Annotated in this window: 27 protein-coding genes; 13 read left to right on the plus strand and 14 right to left on the minus strand. The window is 48.0% G+C overall.

Features of this window, described 5'->3' with window-relative positions; translation table 11 throughout:
* Positions 1 to 10: 10 nt before the first annotated feature.
* Positions 11 to 1,672 (plus strand): acyl-CoA dehydrogenase family protein, encoded by a 1,662-nt coding sequence (locus JZ784_RS11045; RefSeq protein ID WP_346314911.1) that lies wholly within the window; start codon positions 11 to 13, stop codon positions 1,670 to 1,672.
* A 9-nt stretch (positions 1,673 to 1,681) separates the two neighbouring features.
* Here JZ784_RS11045 and JZ784_RS11050 read toward each other — a convergent pair whose 3' ends face one another.
* Positions 1,682 to 2,587, minus strand: coding sequence for a LysR family transcriptional regulator (locus JZ784_RS11050; protein WP_346314912.1), 906 nt, complete (start codon positions 2,585 to 2,587; stop codon positions 1,682 to 1,684).
* Positions 2,588 to 2,688: 101 nt separating this feature from the next.
* Between JZ784_RS11050 and JZ784_RS11055 the strand changes: the two genes are divergently transcribed.
* Entirely contained in the window at positions 2,689 to 2,826 is a 138-nt protein-coding gene (locus JZ784_RS11055) for a hypothetical protein (RefSeq protein WP_346314913.1), read from the plus strand.
* 145 nt (positions 2,827 to 2,971) lie between these two features.
* Positions 2,972 to 3,151 (plus strand): hypothetical protein, encoded by a 180-nt coding sequence (locus JZ784_RS11060; protein WP_005007205.1) that lies wholly within the window; start codon positions 2,972 to 2,974, stop codon positions 3,149 to 3,151.
* 12 nt (positions 3,152 to 3,163) lie between these two features.
* Here the strand turns inward: JZ784_RS11060 and JZ784_RS11065 are convergent, their stop codons facing one another.
* The 3 genes from JZ784_RS11065 to JZ784_RS11075 form a co-directional block, all read right to left on the minus strand.
* Positions 3,164 to 3,616 (minus strand): hypothetical protein, encoded by a 453-nt coding sequence (locus tag JZ784_RS11065; protein WP_346314914.1) that lies wholly within the window; start codon positions 3,614 to 3,616, stop codon positions 3,164 to 3,166.
* Positions 3,617 to 3,697: 81 nt separating this feature from the next.
* A complete protein-coding gene (ptsP, locus tag JZ784_RS11070; RefSeq protein ID WP_005007207.1) occupies positions 3,698 to 5,995 on the minus strand; it encodes a phosphoenolpyruvate--protein phosphotransferase in 2,298 nt (765 codons plus the stop codon).
* An 84-nt stretch (positions 5,996 to 6,079) separates the two neighbouring features.
* On the minus strand, positions 6,080 to 6,559 hold the full coding sequence (locus JZ784_RS11075; protein WP_005007208.1) for an RNA pyrophosphohydrolase: 480 nt from the start codon (positions 6,557 to 6,559) through the stop codon (positions 6,080 to 6,082).
* A gap of 182 nt (positions 6,560 to 6,741) precedes the next feature.
* Between JZ784_RS11075 and JZ784_RS11080 the strand changes: the two genes are divergently transcribed.
* The 3 genes from JZ784_RS11080 to JZ784_RS11090 all read left to right on the plus strand — a co-directional run bounded on the left by JZ784_RS11080 (position 6,742) and on the right by JZ784_RS11090 (position 8,299).
* Positions 6,742 to 7,392: an HAD family hydrolase gene (locus JZ784_RS11080; RefSeq protein ID WP_130143758.1), complete on the plus strand. Its 651-nt coding sequence runs from the start codon at positions 6,742 to 6,744 to the stop codon at positions 7,390 to 7,392.
* 92 nt (positions 7,393 to 7,484) lie between these two features.
* Positions 7,485 to 7,955 (plus strand): DUF2628 domain-containing protein, encoded by a 471-nt coding sequence (locus JZ784_RS11085; RefSeq protein ID WP_005007210.1) that lies wholly within the window; start codon positions 7,485 to 7,487, stop codon positions 7,953 to 7,955.
* 101 nt (positions 7,956 to 8,056) lie between these two features.
* Positions 8,057 to 8,299: a DUF2789 family protein gene (locus JZ784_RS11090; protein ID WP_005007213.1), complete on the plus strand. Its 243-nt coding sequence runs from the start codon at positions 8,057 to 8,059 to the stop codon at positions 8,297 to 8,299.
* A gap of 106 nt (positions 8,300 to 8,405) precedes the next feature.
* Here the strand turns inward: JZ784_RS11090 and JZ784_RS11095 are convergent, their stop codons facing one another.
* The 3 genes from JZ784_RS11095 to JZ784_RS11105 form a co-directional block, all read right to left on the minus strand.
* Complete coding sequence (locus tag JZ784_RS11095) at positions 8,406 to 9,272, minus strand: LysR family transcriptional regulator (RefSeq protein WP_346314915.1); 867 nt, start codon at positions 9,270 to 9,272, stop codon at positions 8,406 to 8,408.
* Between the two features lie 79 nt (positions 9,273 to 9,351).
* On the minus strand, positions 9,352 to 9,522 hold the full coding sequence (locus JZ784_RS11100) for a hypothetical protein (protein WP_346314916.1): 171 nt from the start codon (positions 9,520 to 9,522) through the stop codon (positions 9,352 to 9,354).
* A gap of 115 nt (positions 9,523 to 9,637) precedes the next feature.
* Positions 9,638 to 9,853, minus strand: a complete 216-nt coding sequence (locus tag JZ784_RS11105) for a DUF2061 domain-containing protein (protein WP_005007218.1) — start codon at positions 9,851 to 9,853, stop codon at positions 9,638 to 9,640.
* A 173-nt stretch (positions 9,854 to 10,026) separates the two neighbouring features.
* On the opposite strand from JZ784_RS11105, the gene JZ784_RS11110 reads away from it, so the two are divergent.
* The 5 genes from JZ784_RS11110 (at position 10,027) to leuB (ending at position 14,704) form a co-directional block, all read left to right on the plus strand.
* The gene (locus JZ784_RS11110; protein WP_005007222.1) at positions 10,027 to 10,218 is read left to right on the plus strand and encodes a hypothetical protein; all 192 of its coding nucleotides are present in this window, start codon (positions 10,027 to 10,029) and stop codon (positions 10,216 to 10,218) included.
* A 595-nt stretch (positions 10,219 to 10,813) separates the two neighbouring features.
* Positions 10,814 to 12,247, plus strand: a complete 1,434-nt coding sequence (gene leuC / locus JZ784_RS11115; protein ID WP_346314917.1) for a 3-isopropylmalate dehydratase large subunit — start codon at positions 10,814 to 10,816, stop codon at positions 12,245 to 12,247.
* A gap of 14 nt (positions 12,248 to 12,261) precedes the next feature.
* Complete coding sequence (gene leuD / locus JZ784_RS11120) at positions 12,262 to 12,912, plus strand: 3-isopropylmalate dehydratase small subunit (protein WP_130143755.1); 651 nt, start codon at positions 12,262 to 12,264, stop codon at positions 12,910 to 12,912.
* 103 nt (positions 12,913 to 13,015) lie between these two features.
* Positions 13,016 to 13,579, plus strand: a complete 564-nt coding sequence (locus tag JZ784_RS11125) for a hypothetical protein (protein WP_346314918.1) — start codon at positions 13,016 to 13,018, stop codon at positions 13,577 to 13,579.
* A 45-nt stretch (positions 13,580 to 13,624) separates the two neighbouring features.
* A complete protein-coding gene (gene leuB, locus JZ784_RS11130) occupies positions 13,625 to 14,704 on the plus strand; it encodes a 3-isopropylmalate dehydrogenase (RefSeq protein WP_346314919.1) in 1,080 nt (359 codons plus the stop codon).
* A 130-nt stretch (positions 14,705 to 14,834) separates the two neighbouring features.
* On the opposite strand, the gene JZ784_RS11135 is transcribed toward leuB, so the two are convergent.
* Positions 14,835 to 15,239, minus strand: a complete 405-nt coding sequence (locus tag JZ784_RS11135) for a hypothetical protein (protein WP_005007231.1) — start codon at positions 15,237 to 15,239, stop codon at positions 14,835 to 14,837.
* 264 nt (positions 15,240 to 15,503) lie between these two features.
* Here JZ784_RS11135 and JZ784_RS11140 point away from each other — a divergent pair, with 264 nt between their 5' ends.
* The gene (locus tag JZ784_RS11140; RefSeq protein ID WP_346314920.1) at positions 15,504 to 15,866 is read left to right on the plus strand and encodes a lysozyme inhibitor LprI family protein; all 363 of its coding nucleotides are present in this window, start codon (positions 15,504 to 15,506) and stop codon (positions 15,864 to 15,866) included.
* A 62-nt stretch (positions 15,867 to 15,928) separates the two neighbouring features.
* On the opposite strand, the gene infA is transcribed toward JZ784_RS11140, so the two are convergent.
* Complete coding sequence (infA, locus tag JZ784_RS11145; protein WP_001284370.1) at positions 15,929 to 16,150, minus strand: translation initiation factor IF-1; 222 nt, start codon at positions 16,148 to 16,150, stop codon at positions 15,929 to 15,931.
* 231 nt (positions 16,151 to 16,381) lie between these two features.
* Between infA and JZ784_RS11150 the strand changes: the two genes are divergently transcribed.
* Positions 16,382 to 17,389 carry an AraC family transcriptional regulator gene (locus JZ784_RS11150; RefSeq protein WP_005007236.1) on the plus strand — a complete coding sequence of 336 codons (1,008 nt, stop codon included), beginning with the start codon at positions 16,382 to 16,384 and terminating at the stop codon, positions 17,387 to 17,389.
* A 75-nt stretch (positions 17,390 to 17,464) separates the two neighbouring features.
* Here JZ784_RS11150 and truA read toward each other — a convergent pair whose 3' ends face one another.
* From truA to asd, 5 genes are all read right to left on the minus strand, one after another.
* A complete protein-coding gene (truA, locus tag JZ784_RS11155; protein WP_346314921.1) occupies positions 17,465 to 18,262 on the minus strand; it encodes a tRNA pseudouridine(38-40) synthase TruA in 798 nt (265 codons plus the stop codon).
* A 19-nt stretch (positions 18,263 to 18,281) separates the two neighbouring features.
* The gene (locus tag JZ784_RS11160) at positions 18,282 to 19,247 is read right to left on the minus strand and encodes an asparaginase domain-containing protein (protein ID WP_346314922.1); all 966 of its coding nucleotides are present in this window, start codon (positions 19,245 to 19,247) and stop codon (positions 18,282 to 18,284) included.
* 47 nt (positions 19,248 to 19,294) lie between these two features.
* A complete protein-coding gene (locus JZ784_RS11165; RefSeq protein WP_346314923.1) occupies positions 19,295 to 20,605 on the minus strand; it encodes a fimbrial protein FimV in 1,311 nt (436 codons plus the stop codon).
* Positions 20,606 to 20,674: 69 nt separating this feature from the next.
* Positions 20,675 to 22,078, minus strand: a complete 1,404-nt coding sequence (locus JZ784_RS11170) for a hypothetical protein (RefSeq protein ID WP_346314924.1) — start codon at positions 22,076 to 22,078, stop codon at positions 20,675 to 20,677.
* A gap of 161 nt (positions 22,079 to 22,239) precedes the next feature.
* Positions 22,240 to 23,358 carry an aspartate-semialdehyde dehydrogenase gene (gene asd, locus JZ784_RS11175; RefSeq protein WP_219190177.1) on the minus strand — a complete coding sequence of 373 codons (1,119 nt, stop codon included), beginning with the start codon at positions 23,356 to 23,358 and terminating at the stop codon, positions 22,240 to 22,242.
* Between the last annotated feature and the right edge of the window lie 138 nt (positions 23,359 to 23,496).

The raw sequence follows: 23,496 nt of genomic DNA on the forward strand, positions 1-23,496 counted from the left end.
AATATAGACGATGAATACATTAGAACAGACATGGATGACGCATCAAATCAGCAATCAATTTGATGAACTGGAAAACTATAATCTATTTTCAAGCGATACAGTTTTACACGAAATATTAAAACGCTGCGGTAGCCATGATCAGGCCACTCTATGTGAAATGGGCAAGGTCGCAGGTTCGAGTGAATATTATCTGCATGGCGCTTTAGCCAATCAGCACACGCCAATTTTACATGCCTTTGATGCCCGAGGCCGCCGTAAAGACTTTATCGAATTTCATCCTTCATGGCATAAATGGATGGGCCTCAACCGCCAGTTTGATACCCATGCACATCCATTTAATCATCCGAACTCCAATACAAAATGGGTGGATTGGGCTGCGCGTTTTTATCTTGCCGGACAGGTGGAATGCGGCAACTTATGTCCAAATTCGATGACCTTAGGCAGTATTCCGCTGATTCAGCGTGAACCTGAACTGTGGGCCAAAATTGGAGAGAAACTACTTTCGACCGAATATGATGAACGCGATGTGCCGATGGCTCAGAAAAAGTCGATTTGGCTGGGCATGGGCATGACCGAAAAGCAGGGCGGTTCGGATGTGCGGGCCAATGAAACCATTGCTGTGCCTGTCGCTGAGTCAGGCCGCGGCAGAGCCTATTTGCTCACAGGGCATAAATGGTTTTTTTCTGCACCGATGTGTGATGCGCATTTGGTGGTGGCGAAAACCGAGCAGGAGGGGTTGGCCTGTTTCTTTGTGCCGCGCTGGCTGAAAGACGGAACGAAAAATCAAATACACATACAGCGTCTGAAAGAGAAAGTTGGCAACCGCAGCAATTCCAGTTCTGAAGTCGAATTTAAAAATGCCTGGGGCATCATGATTGGAGAAGCAGGGCGAGGTATTCCGACCATTATTGAAATGGCAAACTATACCCGCTTAACCTGTTCGGTCGGCAGCAGTGCCATGCTGCGTCAAGCCTTGGTGCAATGCATTACCTATACCCGCCAGCGTCAGGCTTTTGGCAAGCCTTTGATTGATCAACCATTGATGCGTGCAGTCTTGGCCGATTTAGCTTTAGAGAGTGAAGCCGCGACTCAGCTCAGTTTCCATTTGGCGCAGTGCTATGAATCGGATGATGCGCTGTCTGTAGCATGGAAACGCATTATGACCCCAGCCGCCAAGTTTTGGATTTGCAAACGTGCGGTTGAGCTGACGGGGGAGATGATGGAAGTCTTTGGCGGCAATGGCTATGTCGATAACGGCATCATGGCGCGCATTTTTAAAGAAGCACCTGTGAATACTATTTGGGAAGGTTCGGGCAATGTCATGTGCCTGGATGTGCTGCGCGCGATTGGGCGTGAACCTGAATCGATTGAAGTGCTGTTTAAAGATCTGGCTGCAACTGCAAGCACAGATGCAACGCTGCAAACTGAGCTGCAAAATCTATTCAAACTGTTCCAGCAAGCGCCAGAAGATCTGCAGTTTATGGGACGCAGCCTGGTCAGCCGTGTGGTGATTTTGGCGCAGGCGGTATTGCTGAAACGCTATGCCCCAGCCTATGTGGCGGATGGATTTATTCAAAGCCGTTACAGTGCATTTCATGGCCGTGTTGCTGGAATGCTGGACGCTAAAATGGTGGATGCAGAGCGCTTGCTGGAAAGAGCTTTCGCGCTCTAAATTCAGCTTTTAAGTTTCCAGTGCGGCGGTCAATGCAGGCAGAGAAGGAGATTGCTCGGTATGCAAATGTTTAAAAAATAAATGCATATTCGAACTCCATTGATTTTGATCTCCGGCAATTAAATAGGTCGGCATGCGGGCAAGCGGCGCTTCAAGCGCATGGATTTGTATGTGCGGATAAAAATACGACTGCTGCACATATTTAAGCGGCAGAATGGCAATGCCGACATCTAAGCTGACACAGCTGACAATCCCGTCCAGACTGCCCATTTCAAGAATATTCGCTGCGGGGAGCTGCTGTATAGAAAGGTAATGATCAATCACTTTCCTGTAGCTGCAGCCTTGCTTGAAGCTGATGAATTTTTTATGGCTTAAATATTCTGCCGATAAGGGATTTGGAGAATTTTTCGCACTAATCAGGACCAGTTCTTCCGTCCAGACATGAAAATTAAATAAACCTGCAACCGGCGCAGGATTGGCGATAAATGCACAATCGAGCTGCCCGGCCTGAACTGCATCAATCAGCTCACGCGTTGGAGCCGTGGTTAAGGTGTAGGGAAATTGCAGATCACGTTTTTGAAGATTTTGGAAAAGCGCCGGCAAGCGAATTGCAGCCGTGGTTTCCATGCTGCCAATTTCTAAAGGAAGATTCGAATCTAAACTGGAATGATTGAATTGATTGAGCACCTCCTGATGCAGCTGCAGCATCTGTTCCGCCGCGCGGAAAAGCTGCATGCCTGCACGTGTCGGGCGGATGGGATGCTGCCGATGCAAAAGCTCAGCCTGCAGCTCCGTTTCCAGCTTCTTGATATGCGCGGTGACATTGGATTGCACCGTATGCAGGTGCTGTGCAGCAGCAGAAAAACTCTGCAGCTTGATGACGGCAGTAAATATTTCCAATGATTTAATTTGCATTATGATCACGTTTTAAGATAGATGGCATCACTTTAAATCATTGTACATGATAACCCGCGGCTGTTTTAATTTCACAGTATTGAACGGCAGGGGAGCTTGTTATGGATCATGTTTTTAGTGTGGGCAAGTTATTGCTGATTTTATTTTTTTCGGCGGCTTTCGCCAGCGGGCTGTCGCATTTTGATGCGCTGATTTTAGGGGGATCAGTACAGCAGGATTTACATCAGCATATGGATTAGGCTTTAAAAATACTGCTGTTTTTGCCCTGCAGGCTGGATGCATGGCGTGATTAATGATGTAAAGATAATGCTTGAATTTTTGATAAAATAGCGCAATATATGCACTGCATGCGTCAGATAGGCAAGCTGAAAACAGGTGAAGAAAATGGCAAAGAGAAAAGCAGCGCCAGAGGTTGTCATCAACAACTTTGTGGCAAAACACATGAACGATTTTAACAAAAGCCAAACTTTTGTAGACCGGAAGAAAAACGCAAAACGCGGCTACAGCAAGCACAAAAAAGGGGGATATTCGAATGAGTATCTCCCTTTTTTAATGGCGGCTTAACCGCCAATGCAGTTATTTTTTATTAGAAAATAAATCATTCAAGAGTGTCGCTAAATCTTCTTTCTTTAACGGCGCGGCTGCGGTTTTTTGCTGTGCAGCTTCATTCATGTCAAGCACGGCTTTTTCAATCTTTTTCCCCATTTGCTCGAAGAATGACGGCGCTGCAGCATGCGTATCATGCCGTTTTGCGCGGTTGGCTGCCTGTACCGATGGATCATTCTTGCCTAAGCGCCGCTGCTGAATGCGGGTAATTTCAATGCCTAAAAGCGCTGGAATGGCTGCCCGTGCAGGGCTGTGGCTGGAATTTCGAACCGCGGCCGCTTTGATTTTCTGTGCTGGCGCCTGCGGTCTAGATTTGAGTTGTTTAAACGGCTTTGCGGTGATTAAAAAGATAATCCCGGCAAAGACAAGAAACAGAATAAAATCCATATGCACCTCATCAACAGGCAGTGAACAATAGATCACGGCCGTCACTGCTGATTAAACCGCTTCGTCTTTTAAACTCAGCCAAAGCAGCGCGGTTAAAACAAGTTTTGGGTGCTGAAGTCAGGCGCTTACAATACGCGTAGATGCTTTGACCATATCCGCCAGGCCATGCGTTTTAAAGTAATACTCCATCCAGCTTTTCACCATCAGCGGATTGCTCATGTTCAGCACGTGTTCCAGCTGTTCCTGCGCTTCAGTCATCGGCACATGGCAAATCGCTTTGCGCACCCGCAAAATGTTGCTTGAACTCATCGACAGGGTATTGAAGCCCATAGCCATCAGCAGTACCGCAGACAGCGGATCGCCTGCCATTTCTCCGCAGATGCTGATGGGTTTGTCATATTTATGGCATTCTTGCACTAAGCGCGCCAGCGCGCGCAAAACAGCGGGATGCAAGTGCGAATAGACGTTGGCGACACGCGGGTTGTTGCGGTCAACCGCCAGCAGATACTGGGTCAAATCGTTGGAGCCGACCGAGAAAAAATCCACCAGTTCAGAAAATTCTTCAATCTGCAGCAGCACGCTGGGCACTTCGACCATGATGCCGATTTTAGGCTTGTTGATTTTAACCTGTTCTTCTTCCTGTACCGCCTGCCAGTCACGGTCCAGCAGGTACAGCGCTTCTTCCACTTCACTGACGCTGGTCACCATCGGCAGCAGAATATGCAGGTTGTTCAGGCCGATGCTGGCTTTGAGCATGGCGCGGATCTGCGAAGAAAAAATTTCAGGATGATCCAGCGTAAAGCGGATGCCGCGCCAGCCCAAGGCTGAGTTTTCTTCTTCAATCGAGAAATACGGCAGGTCTTTATCCGCGCCGATATCCAGTGTGCGCATGACTACCGGCTTATTGGCAAAGTGGCTCAGCTGCTGGCGGTAAATCAGGCGCTGCTCTTCTTCACCCGGAAAACGGTCACGCAACATAAATGGAATTTCAGAACGGTACAGGCCAACCCCTTTGGCGCCGCGCTGAACTCCGCGCACCACATCAATCATCAGGCCGGTATTCACGTAGAGTTTCACCGCGACACCATCAGGCGTGACGGCATCTTTAGTTTCGTACTGCTTCAGATCTTTGGCGAGCTGCTCTTCTTCTTTTTGAATCTCTTTGTAGCGGGTGCGCAGGCGGCGCGGCGGGTTAATGAAAACACGGCCTTGGTGCGCATCGACAATCATCTCGACATCATCAAGGGTATTGATCGGCAGTTCAGTGACGCCAACGACTGTTGGAATGCCAAGCGCCCGCGCCACAATCACCATATGCGAATTCATTGCGCCTTCGGTGGTGACAATGGCGGCGATCTTGTCGACCGGCAATTCCACCAGCGCGGCCGTAGAAATTTCATCGCCAATCAGGATGCTTTCATTGGTAATTTCGCGGTGACTGGCATCGGCTTCCTGCAGGAAGGCTAAAATGCGGCGGCCTAAATCTTTCAGGTCTGATACGCGCTCACGCAGGTAGTCATCTTCCATTTGCGCAAACAGCGCGATGTGCTTATCAATAACATTGCGCACGGCGCCTTGCGCCCAATTGCCGTCACGGATTTCTGATTTAATTTCTGCCGGCAGGGCGTTTTCATCCAGCATGCGCAAGAACACACTGAATAAGGCGCGTTCTTCCGCCATGAGGGCATCCTGCATTTTGTCATCCAGCGACTGAATTTCCAGCCGTACTGAATTTAGGGCATTGTCCAGCAGCTCCAGTTCTTCACTGATGTCATCCGCTTCGCGGTCTGGCACTGCGGCTAAGTCTGCTGGCGGATAGAGGATGACCGCGCGGCCAAGCGCAATGCCGCCAGAGCCGGAAACGCCCTGAAAGGTTTTATACGCGGGCAAATTGTTCGGCTTGCGGAAAACATCAATATTGCCGACGGCATGCGCATGCGCAATGACGCCGGACAGCTGTGCGCACAGGGTGACCAAAAAGGATTCGGCGGCTTCACTGAAATCCTGTGACTCTTTATTTTGCACCACCAGCACGCCCATCACTTTGCGGCGGTACATGACGGGAACACCAAGGAAAGAATTGTAAATTTCTTCCCCAGTTTCCGGCAGGTACATAAAGCGTTCATGTTTCGGCGCATTGTCTAAATTGACAATTTCCTCGCGCTGGCCGACCAAGCCGACCAGGCCTTCACTGGTATGCAGGGACACATTGCCGACAGCTTCGGCATTCAGGCCTTTTGAGGCCATGAGCAGGTAGCGGTGATTGCGCTCATCCAGCAGGTAAATGGAGCAGACATCGACCTGCATGGCCTCGGCCACCTGCTTGACCATGATGTCTAAGGATTCATGCAGGCTGGTGGACGCATTAATCTCTTGGACAATGCGTCTTAAGGTATCCAGCTGCATATTCGACATCGTGTCTGCTCCTAAAATGTTCCGTTCTATATGACTTAATTTATAACAATAGTTCTCTCAAAAATCTGCATTTTTCTGCAATTTTTAAGGTTTTTGCGGCAGCTGATTGCACAGCTCCATCATCGCTTTGCGGTAAACATCGCGCTTAAAATTGACCACTTGGCCCAGCGGGTACCAATAACTCACCCATTGCCATTGGTCAAATTCAGGCGGATCGGAGAGATCCAGCTGAATATGCTGTGCTGAAGCCGTCAATTTCAGCAAAAACCACTTCTGTTTTTGACCTATACATACGGGGTCAGAGTCTGGGCGTATATATCGATTCGGCAAACGGTAACGCAGCCAACCTTTAGTTTGCGCGATAATCTGGACATGTTCGGGCAATAAGCCAACTTCTTCTCTCAGTTCACGAAAAAGTGCCTGTTCGGGGGTTTCACCATACTGAATACCTCCTTGCGGAAATTGCCATGCATTGTGACCAATGCGTTTTGCCCATAAAACTTGACCAGATTCGTTTGCCAAAATGATCCCGACATTGGGTCGGAAACCTTCTGAGTCGATCATTTGGCTACCTAAATATTGTGTAATTTATAGCTTTGCCTCCGGGGATTGTTATTTCTGCATCCAACTCGGAAAAGCAAAGTGTAAATAATGTTAAAATTGATATGATCTTAACGAATTTCTATCGACTAGCGGAGATAGATTTACAAATTTTTTCTTAAATTTAAGCTTTTACGAGTATTTTCATGAAATTGGCGCTGTTTGACTTAGACCACACCTTATTAAATACAGATTCTGACCATTCTTGGGGGGAGTTTCTAGTCAATGAAGGCTTGGTGGATCCAATTCGCCATCGCGCCATGAACGATAAATTTTATGACGATTACAAAGCTGGCCAGCTTGATCCGATTGCCTATAATGAATTTGTTTTTGAGTTTTTGACCCAGCACGACAATGCCTATTTAACTGAACTGCATGAGCGCTTTATGCAGAAGGTCATCCGTCCGCAAATGCGCCCCGAAGGCTTTAAAGCCATTCAGCGCCATCAAGAGGCAGGCCATGCTTTGGTCGGAATTACCGCAACTTCAGATTTTATTACGGCGCCGATTTTCCGCGAGTTCGGCATTAGTGAAATTATTGCCACCAATGCTGAAGTGATTGAAGGCAAATATACGGGCAAAGTGGTGAATATTCCCTGCTATCAGAAAGGCAAGCTGGCGCGTTTGGATCAGTGGCTGGAAGGCCGCGATGTTACCGAATCCTGGGCCTATTCAGATTCCATCAATGACCGGTTTTTGCTGGAATATGCAGACCATGCCATTGCAGTGAATCCAGATGACCGGCTTGAAATCTTGGCCAAAGAACAGGGCTGGGCGATTCAAGACTGGTCAATTTAAATTTTTGCAGCTTGAATTGCACAGCAGCGCAATAGCATGCGGCATTTCAGGATGCTGCTTTTCAATGAAAACAACTCAAGATTAAATTGCAGATGACAAGTGAATTATCCACCCCAGTACGTTCTCAGGCAGAGTTATTAGCGCTGTTCATGGGCCCGCGCGCGCAGTCTTATTTAAATCTTCCGCAGGGCCAAACCGCCGCTTTCAGCTGGGCCGGCCTGATCTTTGGCATCTACTGGCTGCTGTACCGGAAAATGTATGCGTACTTTTTCTTGGCGCTGGCTTGCGGCTTATTTTTTGGCGTGATTTCACAGATTATTGGCGTGAGCGCGCAATATGCGGTGTGGCTGGGGCTGATGCCCAATCTGGTCTTGGGCTGCATCGGCAAGCGCTTATATGCGGAATTCGCTGCAGGGAAAGTCAAAGCTTACCTGCAGAATGCCCAATACAGTGAAAAGGTCTTTGCAGAAGCAGGCGGGACTGCGCTGAGCATGCCGCTGCTTTGGCTGTTTACCCAGATTGGCTTGGTAATGATGCTGACCACGCCGTTTTTGAAATATTAAGCGCCAATTTAAGCAATTGAGTGCTGTGGGCTTCCATGCTATACCCTTAATAAGAAAAAAATTGCCAAGCAATCATGAGTAATGAAATAAGGAGAAAAGCAATGAGTGTACGTCCAAGAATGACCAACCTTTTTGAGCAGCTGGGCTTGGATTCGAGTGAAGAGGCAATTGCGCTGTTTATTGCCACCCATCAGCTGAATCCGCAGACCAAAATTACAGAAGCGGATTATTGGACAGAGGGGCAGCGCCAGTTTTTAGCGGAAAAAATCAAATCCGACGGCAGCTGGGCCATTACTGTGGATCAGCTGAACGAATCTTTGCATGAAGACTCAGTTGAAAAATAATGGCGGATAAAAGAAGGCGGCGTTGCTGAATGCGGGTAGCCTTGCTCTGCATGATGCAAAAAAACCGCCAGTTTGGCGGTTTTTTTGATGCATTGAACAGCTGATGCTAGGGCAGCTGTTTCATAATATTGACCAGCGCTTCAGCGGCTTTGGACTGCGTGCGCGCAGGATGCCACACCATGCCCAGCTGGCGGTTCATTTCCAGCGGAATATCCAGCTGTTTTAAATCCTGATTCAGCAGTGTTTTGGGCAGCACCGACCAGCCTAAGCCAATAGAGACCAGCATGCGGATGGATTCCAGCGGGTTATTGCTCATGGTGATTTTAGGCTTGACGCCCTGCTTTTCAAATTCGGCCAAGGTGATTTGGCTGGTATAGGTTTGCGATGCCGGCAGCAGGCTAGGATATTGAATTAAATCTTCCAGGCTGAGATTCTGCTTCTGCGCTAAAGGATGAAAGGGGGATGCAGCAAAAACCAAAGGGTCATTCCAAATGGTGACATATTTGAGGCGCTCATCCAGCTGCGGCGGCAAGGTCAGAAAAGCCAGTTCTAAATCGCCGGCAAGCACTTGTTCATGCGCCTGTTCAGAATCGACAAAATGCACATCTAAAGTGACCTCAGGGAACTGCTGCACGTAGCTGCGCAAATGGCTTGGCAAATGATGCAGGCCAATATGATGGCTGGTGCCGATTTTCAGCTTGCCCTGCACTTGGCCTTGCTCATGGCTCAAGGTGTTGTGAATGTCGCCAAGCTCGTTCAGCCAGCTTTTGACTTTCGGCAGCAGGGAATGTGAAGCATGGGTTGGCTGAACACCGCGGCCTGCGGATTCAAACAGTTTCACGCCAAAATATTCTTCCAGGCTGTGAATGCGTTTGGTGACTGCGGGCTGGGTAATAAAAAGTTGATCGGCGGCCAAAGAAATCGATCCTGTTTCCATGACTTTAACAAAGGCTTCAAAGGCGGCGAGATTCATCTTAAATTACCTATAAAGATTTTTTATGGTAATTTTATTATTCAGAAATTTTAAGAATTAATCAAAGAAAAAGTTGTATCTATTGGTCTAATAGTAGGCATTTATCAAAAAAGCTTAAATGGCGAGCGGTGATGTTTCCGCCGGGCGGAAGCGCGGCATTCAGTTCTGCCCGAAATTTGACCTCTTTGGAGGGCTTTGAAATTGCAGCGATGAACCGTTCAAAGGCAAACCGCAGCGCGATGTTTTGCATGCATCTGAACCGTGATAGTTCCGAAATCTAAAATGATGAATGGGCCAAAGCCAAACTGCCCGCGGGCTGTTTTTAGAGCAGCGCCGCTCAGAGATCAGTGAGTCATTCACTGATTTTACTGGGCTGATTTTTTTTCCCAAACTTTTTCGTGGAAGAAGAAAGCCACCGCCTGCACAGTGGGTTCCAATAAGCTTAATGCAATGGCCATCGTTAAACTGCCTGTTACAAAGTAGCCTACCAGCATTGCCACGGTGATGTGCATAATGTAGTAACTGAACGTCTTTTTTAAGGTTTTTTGGTTGCAGTCAACAAACCTTTGAATGTTCGCCATGGGAGAGCCTCTCAATCTTTGCCTTAGAATGCTTTAATAATAATGATTATCATTTAAGAAGTAAAAGCGGATTTTGTTTTCTTTAGCATCGCTTTTGCAAATTATAAATTGAACCTTTGGAATTAAGGGGAAAGGGTATCTCGGTCAGATACATTTCCTGCAAGGTGAATGCAATGGACATTAAACATATAAAAAACCTTCTGGATATTTTTGAAGGAACCGTGGAACGGCGCTGCGCAATCTATGAAATCGCAGATGATGAAGATGATGAAAACAGGGCTGCTGCTGAATGCGGCGCAGCCAAAGCTGAACTCATCCGAGCCATTGAGCAGCTGGCGCAGCATCAAGAAGATTCATCGGCTTAATGCAGATTGTGCGGCGGCTGTCTGGGGCAATGCGCTGCATTCTGATGCGTTTTGGCTGTTGACGCACGGCATGGGCGCTGTGCAGGGGAAATTTGGCCTCAAAATCTGTGCGGCTGCATAGTTCAGCTGTAAAACTGGACAGAATACAGCTGAATAGCCGTTGATGACGGTTTGCAAATTGAGGGACAATCAGCCGTAAAATGCATCGCGATCCGTTCAGGCCTATCGGGATGAGCTGCTGATAAAGATGCTTGAAGGAACCGAAATGGCCCGGATTATCCGCTGATGAGGACGGCTGTGGATCTGATCCACAGTCAGGGCAATAGGGCTTTAACTGAATTGGGTTTATTTAGAAGCGCGGGTGCGCCGTGTGCAACAGGCCTGCCAAAGTATTGTGAGGCGTTTGAAGCTGGTATTGGCTGGCCGCTCTTAAGAAGGGTTGATGAAAAAAATCATTCGGCATCCGCGCTTTTTCTATCCTTGATTAATTCTAAAAAGTTTTTAAATTAATAAAAATGATAAATTAGATTTATGTAAAAACGCAGTTATAATTAATTTAATGACAGAATTACCCAGTCTAGTGGAGCATATCGACATGGCAGGCGAAACCCCAAAAGCTAAAACATTGTATGACAAATTGTGGGATGACCATTTAGTAAAACAACGAGATGATGGCTCTTCACTTTTGTATATCGACCGTCATTTATTGCATGAAGTGACGTCTCCGCAAGCCTTTGAAGGCCTGCAATTGGCCGGCCGCAAGCCGTGGCGCTTAAGCGCGAATGTAGCGACGCCAGACCATAATGTGCCGACCTCGAAAAAAGAGCGTTCTGAAGGCATTGCCGGCATTGAAGATGATACTTCACGCATTCAGGTGCAAACCTTGGATGACAACTGCAAAACCTTCAATGTGGTTCAATTTGACATTAATGATGTGCGTCAGGGCATTGCGCATGTGGTGGGTCCAGAGCAAGGCTTGACTTTGCCGGGCATGACCGTAGTGTGCGGCGATTCGCATACTGCAACGCATGGCGCATTCGGCTGTTTGGCGCACGGCATCGGCACTTCAGAAGTTGAACATGTATTGGCCACCCAATGCTTAGTGCAAAAGAAAATGAAGAACATGCTGGTGCGTGTGGACGGCACATTAGGTCAAGGCGTGACATCCAAAGATGTGGTTTTAGCTATTATCGGCAAAATCGGCACTGCAGGCGGCACCGGCCATGCCATCGAATTTGGCGGCCAAGTGTTCCGGGATATGTCCATTGAAGGCCGCATGACGGTTTGCAATATGGCCATTGAAGGCGGCGCGCGCGTAGGCATGGTTGCTGTTGATGACAAGACCATTGAATATGTCAAAGGCCGTCCGTATGCGCCAACAGGCGAACAGTGGGATGCTGCGGTTGAATACTGGAATACTTTACATTCAGATGAAGGTGCACATTTCGATACCGTTGTTGTATTACAAGGTGAAGAGATTGAGCCGCAAGTGTCTTGGGGCACCTCTCCTGAAATGGTGATTCCGGTGTCTCAAGCTGTGCCGACTTTAGAACAGGCCAAAGATGACGTGCAGCGCAATGACTGGACGCGCGCTTATCAATATATGGGCTTAACTGCAGGCCAGGCATTGGCGGATATTCAGTTGGACCGCGTATTTATCGGTTCTTGCACCAACTCGCGTATTGAAGACATCCGCGCCGCGGCTGAAGTGGCGAAAGGCAAAAAAGTTGCTTCCAGCATTAAGCAGGCCATGGTGGTTCCGGGTTCTGGTTTAGTGAAAGCGCAGGCCGAAGCGGAAGGCTTGGATAAAATCTTAATCGAAGCCGGTTTTGAATGGCGTGAGCCGGGCTGTTCGATGTGTTTGGCGATGAATGCCGACAAATTGCAGCCGGGCGAGCACTGCGCATCAACCTCAAACCGCAATTTTGAAGGCCGTCAAGGCAACGGCGGCCGGACACACTTGGTGAGCCCTGCTATGGCGGCTGCGGCGGCAATTGCAGGCCACTTTGTAGATGTGCGTACATTCTAATAGGAGCAAAAGACATGAAAAAATATACCGTTGAACAGGGTATCGTTGCGCCATTAGACCGTGCCAATGTCGATACCGATTTGATCATTCCAAAACAGTTTTTGAAATCCATTAAACGCACAGGTTTTGGCGACAATTTATTTGATGAATTGCGCTATTTGGATGAAGGCTTTTTAGGTCAGGATAATTCTAAACGCCCTAAAAACCCGGATTTTGCTTTGAATCAGCCGCGTTACCAAGGCGCAACGATCTTAATTTCCCGCGCCAATTTTGGCTGCGGTTCAAGCCGTGAGCATGCTCCGTGGGCATTGGAAGAATACGGTTTCCGTACCGTAATTGCGCCGAGCTATGCAGACATTTTCTTCAATAACAGTTTTAAAAACGGCATGCTGCCGGTGATCTTGCCTGAAGCGATTGTTGATCAGCTATTCAAAGAATGTGCGGCAAGCGAAGGCTACCAGCTCACGATTGATTTGGCCGCGCAGGAAGTGCGTACGCCAAATGGTGAAGCGTTCAAGTTTGAAGTGGATCCATTCCGCAAGCATTGCCTGTTAAACGGCTTGGATGATATTGGTTTAACTTTGCAGGCCGCAGATGATATCCGCGCTTATGAAGAAAAAACCAAGCAGGCCCGCCCTTGGGTTTTTGCGGAAATTCAGGGCTAAACCATTGTTGCATGGAGCTATAGTCATGCCGGTGAAGACTTGTTAATATCGGTGAATAATTAAAGTCATATTTTGCCAAATTTTGTCAGGTTGGATTCGGGTCATGAATAAGCTTTTGGGACGATTTGCTTTGCTCGGGGCTTTGGCTGCCGCATTAACGGCATGTCAGAGTATAGATACTGCACAATTAAACAAAGTGAAAGAAACAGAAGGCACCAAAAGCCATGCGCAGATTTATTGTGCAGGCACGGAAGATTGTGAGTTTGAACGTTATGATCAAATTCGCATTTTGAATGCCGAAAATCAGCGTTTGGAAAAATCTGCCATCAAGTCCGGCATTTTGCGTATGCGGGCCAAATCACTGCAGGATCCAAATGCTTTGTACCTTTCAGTGCCGGCGGGACAGCATGAAGTCGTGATCCGTTTTTATCCAATTTCTAGGGAAAAAGCGGAACAGCTGCATGTGATTCACCAGTTCAATCCCAGCCAGCGCTATGTTTTTAAAATGTATCGGAACCGCAGCAAGCAGCGGGGCAGCTTGCTGAATGTTTCAGCGCCAGATCCTTTATGTGTGGATTTGATGCAGGAACAAAAAACTATTCGACGTTTCTGCAAACCGTACAATGTCTTAAATGGACTCGGCGAGTTTGTAGAAAAGAAACTGTAAAAAAACTTGTTGGTTAAAAAACTGACCTTATAAATGGAAACCCTCATGTCAAAACAAATCTTGATTTTAGCTGGCGACGGCATTGGCCCTGAAATTGTAAAAGCTGCAGAGCAAGTGCTGGCCCGCGTAAATGAGAAATTCAATTTGGATTTGACTTGGGAGCAAGGTTTGCTGGGCGGCGCCGCAATTGATGCGCATGGTTCGCCGTACCCGGATGTAACTTCAGAACAGGCGAAAAAAGCCGATGCGATTCTGCTGGGCGCCGTGGGCGGTCCAAAATGGGATGCGATTGAGCGCTCAATCCGTCCAGAGCGCGGCTTGCTGAAATTGCGCAGTGAATTGAACCTGTTCGCAAACTTGCGTCCGGCAATTTTATATCCGCAACTGGCTGATGCTTCCAGCTTAAAGCCTGAAATTGTTGCGGGTCTGGATATTTTGATTGTCCGTGAATTGACGGGCGGCATTTACTTTGGCCAGCCTCGCGGTATCCGTGAATTGGAGAATGGCGAAAAGCAAGGTTTCAACACAGATGTATATTCAGAGTCTGAAATTAAGCGCATTGCCAAAGTCGCTTTTGAAATGGCCAATTTGCGCGGCGGCAAAGTCTGCTCAGTGGATAAAGCCAATGTGCTTGAAGTGACTGAATTGTGGAAACAAACCGTAACTGCAATGAAAGAGGCGCAATATCCTGAAATCAATTTATCGCATATGTATGTCGACAATGCAGCAATGCAATTGGTGCGCGCGCCGAAGCAGTTTGACGTGATTGTAACGTCTAATTTATTCGGCGATATTCTGTCCGATGAAGCCGCCATGCTGACGGGTTCTATCGGCATGCTTCCTTCTGCCTCTTTGGATGAAAACGGCAAAGGTATGTACGAGCCATGCCATGGTTCAGCGCCGGATATCGCCGGTCAAAACCTGGCAAATCCATTAGCGACGATTCTGTCTGTTGCGATGATGCTCCGCTATACTTTCCGTGCAGAAGCGGCTGCCAAAGCGATTGAAGATGCTGTAGGCAATGTCTTGGATCAAGGCCTGCGCACAGCAGACATTATGTCTGAAGGCATGAATAAAGTGGGTACGGTGGAAATGGGCCAAGCGGTTGTCGCTGCATTGAACTAAGCCCTGCTGAGCACTATAAAAAACGCAGCCTTTTGGCTGCGTTTTTTATGCAGACTATTTAGATCACGCTAAAGTCAATGAATACCGAACTCAGCTTTCAGTATCTATTGACTCTATACAGCGCGGCAGACTAACAAGTCCGTCCGGTCAAATAAACAGCTTGAGCGATATTCTGTTTCAGCTGAAAACGGATTTGGCAGCTTAAATTCACATCATAGCGGTCGGCCGCTGTGCTGGGGATTGGAACTGCGGAGCCGGCGCCTAGGCCCATGGCTGGATTTTGCGCCATAGGTACTGGAATGCTGACAGCGCGCGCAGCGCTATAGGTTAAGGTATTTCCGCTGAGAACGGGAGCGCCGGCCTGCTGATAGCCGATACGGCTTAAATCCAGCTGGCTGCGGATTTGATCACTGCTTAAGCCAATGAACTGCTGCAGATAGGCTTCACGCTGCGAGGCATTCATCGCTGGGCTGGACATGCATCCATAAAGCGCGGACAGCGCTGTCAGCAGCAGAAAAGATAACTGAAGTTTCATAAGATTGCTCCAGCAAATAAATTCAGTTTAGGCATAAGCCAGAAGCTTTATTGTTGTGATTTGATACACGGTAATTCAGCCGAGTGCCGAAGACACAGCTGACCTGAGGCCATATGCCTGCTTTCAATCAGCGGATGCCAGCCGCATTTGGTGTGAAGTTAACACTTTTTAATTTTCTGCAGGGCGTATTCGTTTAGAATATGCAGGACGCGTCCGTCATATTTTTAAGCGGGCCGCAACAATAAAAAATAGAGGATGCAGAACATGAAAAGAATAGCTTTGCTGCTGGGCAGCTTGTGGATAAGTGGCGCGGCATTTGCGGATAACTGCGAGCAGGCGAGAAACACTTATGATGATGTGTATTGTACCAATAAGCTGTATGCGAGCGCAGATGCGGAGCTGAATAAAAATTATCAGGCTTTGCGGGGCAAGCTGTCGGAAAATCAGAAAAAAATTCTGAAAAAATCACAGCTGGCATGGATCAGGGAAAGGGATGCACAGTGTACAACAGACACAGGGATTGATGTGCAGTGCAGGCTGAGCACGACTCAAGAGCGCAATAACTGGCTGCGTGAACGGCTGCGCGAATGCGCGGCGATAGGCTGTAAAACCAATATGCTGTATTGAATTAAAAATGCGGCGATAAAAAAAAGCCACTGATGCAGTGGCTTTTCCGCTTTCGCTAAAACTTAACGCGCACGGTAAGTGATACGACCCTTAGTCAAGTCATAAGGTGTCATTTCAACTTTTACACTGTCGCCAGTCAAAATGCGGATATAGTGTTTACGCATTTTGCCAGAGATGTGGGCAATCACTTCATGACCGTTTTCTAAACGTACACGGAACATAGTATTAGGAAGCGTCTCGGTGACAACGCCTTCGAACTCGATGAGTTCCTCTTTATTGGCCATAGCCTACCTGAATGAATAAATTGGAAAGGCGCAAATTATAGTCAATTTTTTTGCTAAAAACAAGATGAAATGGGCGTCAGAATAATCATCTGCCATTTAAATAGGCGAACACTGCGGTTAAAATTTTTCTTCAAAAAAGCATTCCAGCATGTTGTCAGTTTGGTCAATCACAGTTAATCTAATTTGAATCTTTTTAGGTATAAATGAAGTACATACAAGGAAGGTTTTTGAGTGGGTCAGCTAACCGATGCATCCGTAGTACTGCGATTGGGTTACCAGGCGATTCGTCGAGCCGGTTTGCCAACAGAAGAAATATTAACAAAAGCAGGTGTGGCTTTAGGACAGGTGGAAGCCAATGACCGCACGCCTTTAAATGCGCAATATGCTTTTTGGGTCGCTGCTGAAGAAGTCAGCAAGGATTCAGACATTGGCCTGCATTTGGGAGAACATTTGCCGCTTTACCGCGGCCAGGTGATTGAGCATCTGTTCATTTCATCTGAAAATTTCGGTGAAGGCCTAAAGCGCGCTTTGGCTTATCAGCGTCTGATCAGCGATGCATTCCATGCTAAATTAGTGATTGAAGATGACCGCTGCTATCTGACCAACGGCGTACAGCCCTGGGCGGAAAATCTGGTCAACCGCCATTTTTCAGAATGCGCAATGTCCGGTGTGCTGCGGTTTTTTAAATTTATTACGGAAGGTCGCTTTCAGCCGATTTATATTGACTTTAACTTCAGTCAAGGCGCGCCGGATGATGAATACTTCCGGGTGTATGAATGTCCAGTAAGCTTGGGGCAAAAAGAAACCCGCCTGTACTTTGATCCAGCAATTTTGGATTATCCATTATGGCAGGCCGAGCCTGAATTGCTGCAGCTGCACGAACAGCTGGCAATTGAAAAGCTGCAGGAGTTGGCGCGTTATGATTTGGTTGGAGAGGTCCGCCGCGCGATTGGTTCAACGCTGGAAAGCGGTGAAACCACGCTGGAAACTGTGGCTGCCCAGCTGAATATCACGCCGCGGCGCTTGCGCACTCAGCTGTCTGAAGCAAATACCAGTTTTCAGCAGATTCTGTCTGACTACCGCTGCCGCTTGGCGAAAAAACTTTTGGCGAATACTGCTGAAAGTGTAGAGCGGATTGTGTATTTAACCGGATTCTCTGAGCCAAGCACGTTCTACCGCGCCTTTAAGCGCTGGACCAATGAAACCCCAGTGGAATACCGTAAGCGCAAGCAGCGTTAGTTTTAATCCTCTTCCTAACCCCTCCTTTTTTAAAGGGAGGTTGGGAGGAATTTAATATATTTAAATAAAATTGAATTATTCCGGCATATTCAGCCAATGCGGCCCCAGTGGCGCTTTCGGCAGCTCAAACTGTTCCGGGTAATCGGCATGAATGAAATACAGTCCATCCGGCGCTGCTGTCACGCCGGCAGCTTTACGGTCTTCTGCTGCAAAAATTTCGTCAATATGGTCAATTGCATACATGCCTTGGCCAATTTCCAGCAGGCATCCCATGATATTGCGCACCATATGATGCAAAAAGCCGTCTGCCTGAATGTCCAAAACCAAATAGCAGCCGTGGCGGATTAAACGGCAGTGGCTAACATGGCGCACTGGCTGATTGGATTGGCAGGCGGCAGCGCGGAAGCTTTCAAAATTATGCGTGCCTTCAAACTTTTTCGCCGCCTGAATCATTTTATCGACATCCAGCGGAGCATACACGTGCGTCACCTGTTTATGCAATAAAGCTGGCCGCTGCGGATTGTTGTAGACCACATAGCGGTAACGCCGTGCCTGCGCCTTAAAGCGCGCATGGAAGTCCGAATCCATTTCCTTAATCCATTGAATAGAAATGTCTTTTGGCAGGATGCTGTTGGCGCCCATCATCCAGCCCCGAAGCGGGCGGATGGCTTCGGTATCAAAATGAGCGACCATATTGGTCGCATGCACGCCCGCATCAGTACGTCCAGCGCCATGTATGGCAATGGGTTCATTTGCGATTTTACTGAGGGTATTTTCGAGTGTTTCTTGCACACTGGGCACGCCCGGCTGCTGAGTTTGCCAGCCTCTGTAATGTACGCCGCAAAATTCTATACCAATTGCAAAACGCTGCATATTTACCTCAGTGTGTTGTTCAGTCCTGCCAATGCGCAAGCCATTGGTCTACAGCATCATATTGTAAATACATTTTTAACGCTTTTGCATAAAGATCTGCATGGCTGCTGCAATTGCTGATTAAAATTTTGGCGTCAGTAATCCATTGGCTGACGGCATAGCGCTGATCTGTTCCGCCAAAGGGCACTTGTGTGGTGACAATGACTGCGCATCCTTGCTGCCTCAGCGCTTGCAATAGCGCGATGATGTCTGCGCTGACGGCGATGTTGCCTGTGCCATAGCCTTGCAAAATAAGTACATGCGGAGGTTTGGAAGCAATTGCCTGCAGATTGGCAAAGAGCAGTTCTGGCGCTATAGGCTGCATCATCAGGCTCATGCAGTTAAAGTGGCGCGCTTTTTCTATGAGCGGTTCATGTACTGCCAGCGGTTGCCAATCGGCCTGGTATTCATTGTCTTCTGTTGAACCTGCAAAAGCGTTGAGGGCCGTGGTATGCACTTTTAAGGCGGTTGATGCATGGATCAATTGATGATGAAACGCTAAGTAGACGCCAGCCGGCGCTTGCACTGCTGAGTCCAGTGCAAAATTCAGGTTATCAATCGCATCCGTAAATTCACGGCTGTCGGACCCTTGGACATTCAGCAGCGGGTATTGGCTGCCAGTCAGCACGACATGCGCTGATTGGCCCATAAAGCGGGATAAAACGGCGCTGGCGTAGCTTAGGGTATCTGTGCCATGAATAATCACAAAATGCTGATACTGCTGCAGCTGTAAGTGCTGAATCTGTTCCAGCAGCTGCAGCCAGTCACTGGCAATGCACGCGCTGCTGTCCCGTATAACGGGCGCAGTAAAGCAGTCAATTTCAAGATGCAGCGGCAGAATATGCTGCAGCTTGGGGATAAACTGCTCCGCAGGCATTGGGCTTAGCGGTTCACCAATACAGCCAAAGGTGCCGCCCATGTAGATCAAGGCTATTTTTTTCATCATAAAAAAAAGCAGTCAAGGATGACTGCTTTAGTTTAAATCGAATCGGGTTAAGATGCGATTTGATTCAGTAACAGATCTGCCTGCTGACGCTGCTCAGTTGAATACTCGTTTTCTTTTTCTGCCAGCAGTTCACGGGCAGCATCGAAAGCGCCGAGTTTGATATATTGCTGGGCAAGTTCAAGATTAACCTCAATGTCATTGCTTTCAGCCAATGCTGGGAAGGATTGAATCAGCGGGTCGCTGCTGTCGGCAGGCGCTGCGGATGGAGAGCTGACGCTGCTGATGTCAAAATTCACGCCTGTCTGTGCAGGCTTTACTGCAGCAGCAGGGGTTTCTGTAGCCGCAATATCCAATGAATTCAGGTCAAAACTCAGCGGCGATGCGCTTTCAGGCTTTTCGGCCGGCTGCGGCGCATCCAAGGAGAATGAGAAATCTAAAGGCTGAATTTCTGCTTGGGCAGGCGCTTCCGGTTCAGCTTTGGCTGCAGGCGCTAAATTTAAGGAGAAATCTAAAGGCTGAATTTCTTCCTGAGCAGGCGCTTCCGGTTCGGCTTTGGCCGCAGGCGCTGCTTCTTCTAAAGAGAAAGAGCCAAAATCGATGGATGGTGCAGGCGCTTGCGCTGGTGCCGGAGTTTCGGCCTTAGGCGCGCTGTCAAAAGAGAGGTTAAACTCTAAAGGTTGAATCTCTTCAGCGGCCTGCTGCACGGGCTCTGCCGGCTTTGGCGCTGCTTGTGGCTCAAGCTGTTCAAAAGCGAGATCTGCCTTAGGTTCAGCAGGCGCGGCAGATCCAGCCATTAATGCATCAAAATCAGCAGTATTTTGCGCTTTTGGCGCAGCAGCGGCAGGTTCTGGATTTATCGTCGGGCTGACAAAAGCAATTGCTTCATCCGACTTATGCTGTGATTTGTCAAATTCGGCTTTTTTTGCTTCCGCCTGCGCTAAAATATCATCCAGCTCTAATGAGCGCACATGATTGAGCAGCTGGCTGATGGCGAATTCATCTTTTTGCAGAATATGAATATCCAACAGATACAAATACAGCTCATGCTGCGAGTTGTCTCTTTTCAGCACCTGATTAATTTGCGCTTCTGCAGAGAAGAAATTGCGCTCTTGAATTAAGCTTTCAATTTTATTGCGGGTTTCCGCAGTCAGCGGCGTAGTCTGCTTTTTTTCGACTACTGAATCTTGAACAGCTTGTGTCTTATTTGGGGCAACTTTCGCTGATGAGCTGGCTTTTTTCGCCTTACTTTTTTGTGTTGCCGTGGTTGCAGTGGATTTTTCAGAACCCTGTGCGTCTTGACGTTTTTTTAAGACCACCAAAACGATCAGCAAGATCACAAATGGAATCACATACAGCATGTTATTACCCCTTGGGGATAGGGCGCAGAGAAAGTGCGCTCATCCTTTTAAATCATCATATGTAACTTTTTAGTTGATTGGCTTTTTCTCTGCCTGGCGTGCTTTCAGCTGCTGCTCAAGCTGCGCAAGACGAGTGTTTAATAATTGAATTCTATGATCCTTTTGATTTAGCGCCAATTCTAATTGGGTTACGTTTCTCTGTAATTTAACGGTTTTTTCACGAGATGTCATAACTTTTAATGATAACTCGTTCGAAGTTTGATTTTTTTCTGTGCTTTTATTTGCAGAAGCATGCGCCGAATCTTGCGTTTTCTCCGCTACCAGGCTCATTTCCGCTTCATTCAGGCGGTATTTGGTCTTGCCGGATTGCGTGGACGGCATCTGTTTCAGCGCGGCTGCGGAAATTTTCTGACGTTCCTTAGAAAGGGCAGCTCCATTCAAATTCAGGGCTACGCCGCGTTTCAGCCGGTTGGAATCCCCCTGAATGAACGCATGTGCATTGTTGGCTTTAATCTGCTTCATTACGTCGCCCACAGGACGGTTTTCAGTGGATGCGATACGTGAAGCAATGCCCCAGAGGGATTCATTTGATTGAACCACATATTTTTGCGCAGCAGATTGCGGCGCGGGTTTTACGGACGGCGCACGTGCAGCGTCTTGCGGGCTTTTTACCGCTGCTGCAGGCGCTTTGAGCTGTGCAGCCTGCTGTTCCGCCGCATATTTTTGAGCCAGCGGGTCACTGGAGACTTGCTTTTGCACAGCTTTATCTTGCGGCGCTGCATGCGCATTGGCATTATTTGACGCCAAGGCTGCAGGCGCGGCTTCAGCAGATACGGCTGGCTGCGGCGCAGGTGCAGCGCTTATCGAGGGTGCAGAAAACGGCGCTGAAGCGCTATTTTTATCCATGCTCGGCGGCAGCGATGAATTTAAAGAAAGAAGGGTTTCTTTGGGTTTGCCGGCGGCATTCGGCTTAAGCGCGGCATATTGGGCGCTGACAGGCAAATTCAGCGCAATGTCGCGCTCATTGCTGATGATTACCGGTGCAAGGGTGCGTTCGTTGCGCGCGGCATTCATTTGCTGGCTGATTGGCATGCTGCGCTTCAGCGGTGTTTTGATATGCTGCAGCCGTGAAGAATTGCCTTCACTGATTTTGACAATAATATTCAGTTCAGCATCGGTCAGCGGCCGCGATGATGTAATGGTAATCACGCCCGAACCAGAGCTGTCTTTGCGGGTAAAGAAATTCAAATGGCCCGGAGGCTGATGCCCGGCGCCCATTGCAATTAAGTCTTCGGCAGACGCTAAGTCGGCGCGAATTGATGCGTTCGGATCCGCATTGCGGAAATTGATTTCCGCATACAGAAGTTCCCCGGGTGCCGACTGAATTTGAATCGGGTCAAGTGTCATCGCATGAATGTTCTGCGATGCAATTATGGCTAAAATGGCGATCTTTAATTTGTTATATACATTCATCTTAATCTTTAGCTCAGGCGATGCCGCATAGCGAAAATGATAGAGTAACGGCATGTTGAAGAATTGTAAAATAATTACAAGACTGCTACACAAAAAAGCCGATCAATTGAGATCGGCTTTTCATATTTTGAGATTAGTTACATGATGCTCACCATGTAAAATCAGGCATTTTTATAGTCGATTAAAATGCGCAGCATGCGGCGCAGCGGTTCAGCCGCGCCCCAAAGCAATTGGTCGCCGACGGTGAAGGCGCCCAGATACTCTTTACCCATGTTCAGCTTGCGCAGGCGGCCCACTGGAACAGACAAGGTGCCTGTGACTGCAACTGGCGTCAAATCTGTCATGGATGCTTCACGGGTATTTGGAACCACTTTTGCCCACTGGTTCGCGCTGCGTAACATATCTTCGATTTCATCCAGCGGAACGTCTTTTTTCAGCTTTAACGTCAGGGCTTGCGAATGGCAGCGCATTGCGCCGATACGCACGCAGTGGCCATCAATAGGCACGATCTGCTGATTGCCAAGAATCTTGTTGGTTTCAACTTGACCTTTCCATTCTTCTTTCGACTGGCCGCTTTCCAGCTGCTTGTCGATGTACGGAATGAGAGATCCCGCTAAAGGCACGCCAAAGTTTGCGGAAGGGAAACCTTCGCCACGTTGCAATTGCGCAATTTTAGAGTCGATGTCTAAAATTGGAGAACGCGGATCATCCAGCAAATCTTTAGTGTTGTTATATAAATAACCCATGCCGGAGATCAATTCACGCATATTTTGCGCGCCTGCACCCGATGCCGCTTGATAGGTCATTGAGGTTGCCCATTCCACCAAATTGTTTTGGAATAAACCGCCTAGGCCCATCAGCATTAAAGAGACCGTGCAGTTGCCGCCCACGAAAGTTTTCGTGCCTTTGACTAAGCCGTCTTTAATCACGTTCATGTTCACTGGGTCAAGCACGATGATCGCTTCATCATCCATGCGCAGTGTGGATGCAGCATCAATCCAGTAACCGTTCCAGCCTTCCGCTTTTAATTTAGGGAAAACGTCAGTGGTATAGTCACCGCCTTGGCAGGTAATAATGACATCCATTTGCTTCAGACTGCTAATGTCTGACGCATCCATAAGTGCTGGGGCGGTCTTGCCGCCAAACGCAGGCGCTTCACCGCCAGCATTACTGGTAGAAAAATAAAATGGCTCAAAATGAGCAAAATCATTTTCTTCAACCATACGTTGCATCAGGACGGAACCAACCATCCCGCGCCAACCGACCAGACCTACTTTCATGTCACTTTGCCTCGGTGCGTTAAAAAATAAAAGGGGGTTCGAGTGTATCAAAAGAGCGCTCAACTGCAAGCGCTACAGAATGAAAACAGCAATTATATTGTGCAATATATCTTGTTTATGTTACATGCAAAATTGATA

Source organism: Acinetobacter sp. CWB-B33, from assembly GCF_039655955.1.
GTDB lineage: Bacteria > Pseudomonadota > Gammaproteobacteria > Pseudomonadales > Moraxellaceae > Acinetobacter > Acinetobacter bouvetii.

Coding starts and splice junctions, on each gene's coding strand:
- JZ784_RS11045 (WP_346314911.1), top strand. CDS start 11: ATGAATACATTAGAACAGACATGGATGACGCATCAAATCAGCAATCAA.
- JZ784_RS11050 (WP_346314912.1), bottom strand. CDS start 2,587: ATGCAAATTAAATCATTGGAAATATTTACTGCCGTCATCAAGCTGCAG.
- JZ784_RS11055 (WP_346314913.1), top strand. CDS start 2,689: ATGGATCATGTTTTTAGTGTGGGCAAGTTATTGCTGATTTTATTTTTT.
- JZ784_RS11060 (WP_005007205.1), top strand. CDS start 2,972: ATGGCAAAGAGAAAAGCAGCGCCAGAGGTTGTCATCAACAACTTTGTG.
- ptsP (WP_005007207.1), bottom strand. CDS start 5,995: ATGTCGAATATGCAGCTGGATACCTTAAGACGCATTGTCCAAGAGATT.
- JZ784_RS11075 (WP_005007208.1), bottom strand. CDS start 6,559: ATGATCGACTCAGAAGGTTTCCGACCCAATGTCGGGATCATTTTGGCA.
- JZ784_RS11080 (WP_130143758.1), top strand. CDS start 6,742: ATGAAATTGGCGCTGTTTGACTTAGACCACACCTTATTAAATACAGAT.
- JZ784_RS11085 (WP_005007210.1), top strand. CDS start 7,485: ATGACAAGTGAATTATCCACCCCAGTACGTTCTCAGGCAGAGTTATTA.
- JZ784_RS11090 (WP_005007213.1), top strand. CDS start 8,057: ATGAGTGTACGTCCAAGAATGACCAACCTTTTTGAGCAGCTGGGCTTG.
- JZ784_RS11095 (WP_346314915.1), bottom strand. CDS start 9,272: ATGAATCTCGCCGCCTTTGAAGCCTTTGTTAAAGTCATGGAAACAGGA.
- JZ784_RS11100 (WP_346314916.1), bottom strand. CDS start 9,522: ATGCAAAACATCGCGCTGCGGTTTGCCTTTGAACGGTTCATCGCTGCA.
- JZ784_RS11105 (WP_005007218.1), bottom strand. CDS start 9,853: ATGGCGAACATTCAAAGGTTTGTTGACTGCAACCAAAAAACCTTAAAA.
- JZ784_RS11110 (WP_005007222.1), top strand. CDS start 10,027: ATGGACATTAAACATATAAAAAACCTTCTGGATATTTTTGAAGGAACC.
- leuC (WP_346314917.1), top strand. CDS start 10,814: ATGGCAGGCGAAACCCCAAAAGCTAAAACATTGTATGACAAATTGTGG.
- leuD (WP_130143755.1), top strand. CDS start 12,262: ATGAAAAAATATACCGTTGAACAGGGTATCGTTGCGCCATTAGACCGT.
- JZ784_RS11125 (WP_346314918.1), top strand. CDS start 13,016: ATGAATAAGCTTTTGGGACGATTTGCTTTGCTCGGGGCTTTGGCTGCC.
- leuB (WP_346314919.1), top strand. CDS start 13,625: ATGTCAAAACAAATCTTGATTTTAGCTGGCGACGGCATTGGCCCTGAA.
- JZ784_RS11135 (WP_005007231.1), bottom strand. CDS start 15,239: ATGAAACTTCAGTTATCTTTTCTGCTGCTGACAGCGCTGTCCGCGCTT.
- JZ784_RS11140 (WP_346314920.1), top strand. CDS start 15,504: ATGAAAAGAATAGCTTTGCTGCTGGGCAGCTTGTGGATAAGTGGCGCG.
- infA (WP_001284370.1), bottom strand. CDS start 16,150: ATGGCCAATAAAGAGGAACTCATCGAGTTCGAAGGCGTTGTCACCGAG.
- truA (WP_346314921.1), bottom strand. CDS start 18,262: ATGCAGCGTTTTGCAATTGGTATAGAATTTTGCGGCGTACATTACAGA.
- JZ784_RS11160 (WP_346314922.1), bottom strand. CDS start 19,247: ATGATGAAAAAAATAGCCTTGATCTACATGGGCGGCACCTTTGGCTGT.
- JZ784_RS11165 (WP_346314923.1), bottom strand. CDS start 20,605: ATGCTGTATGTGATTCCATTTGTGATCTTGCTGATCGTTTTGGTGGTC.
- JZ784_RS11170 (WP_346314924.1), bottom strand. CDS start 22,078: ATGAATGTATATAACAAATTAAAGATCGCCATTTTAGCCATAATTGCA.
- asd (WP_219190177.1), bottom strand. CDS start 23,358: ATGAAAGTAGGTCTGGTCGGTTGGCGCGGGATGGTTGGTTCCGTCCTG.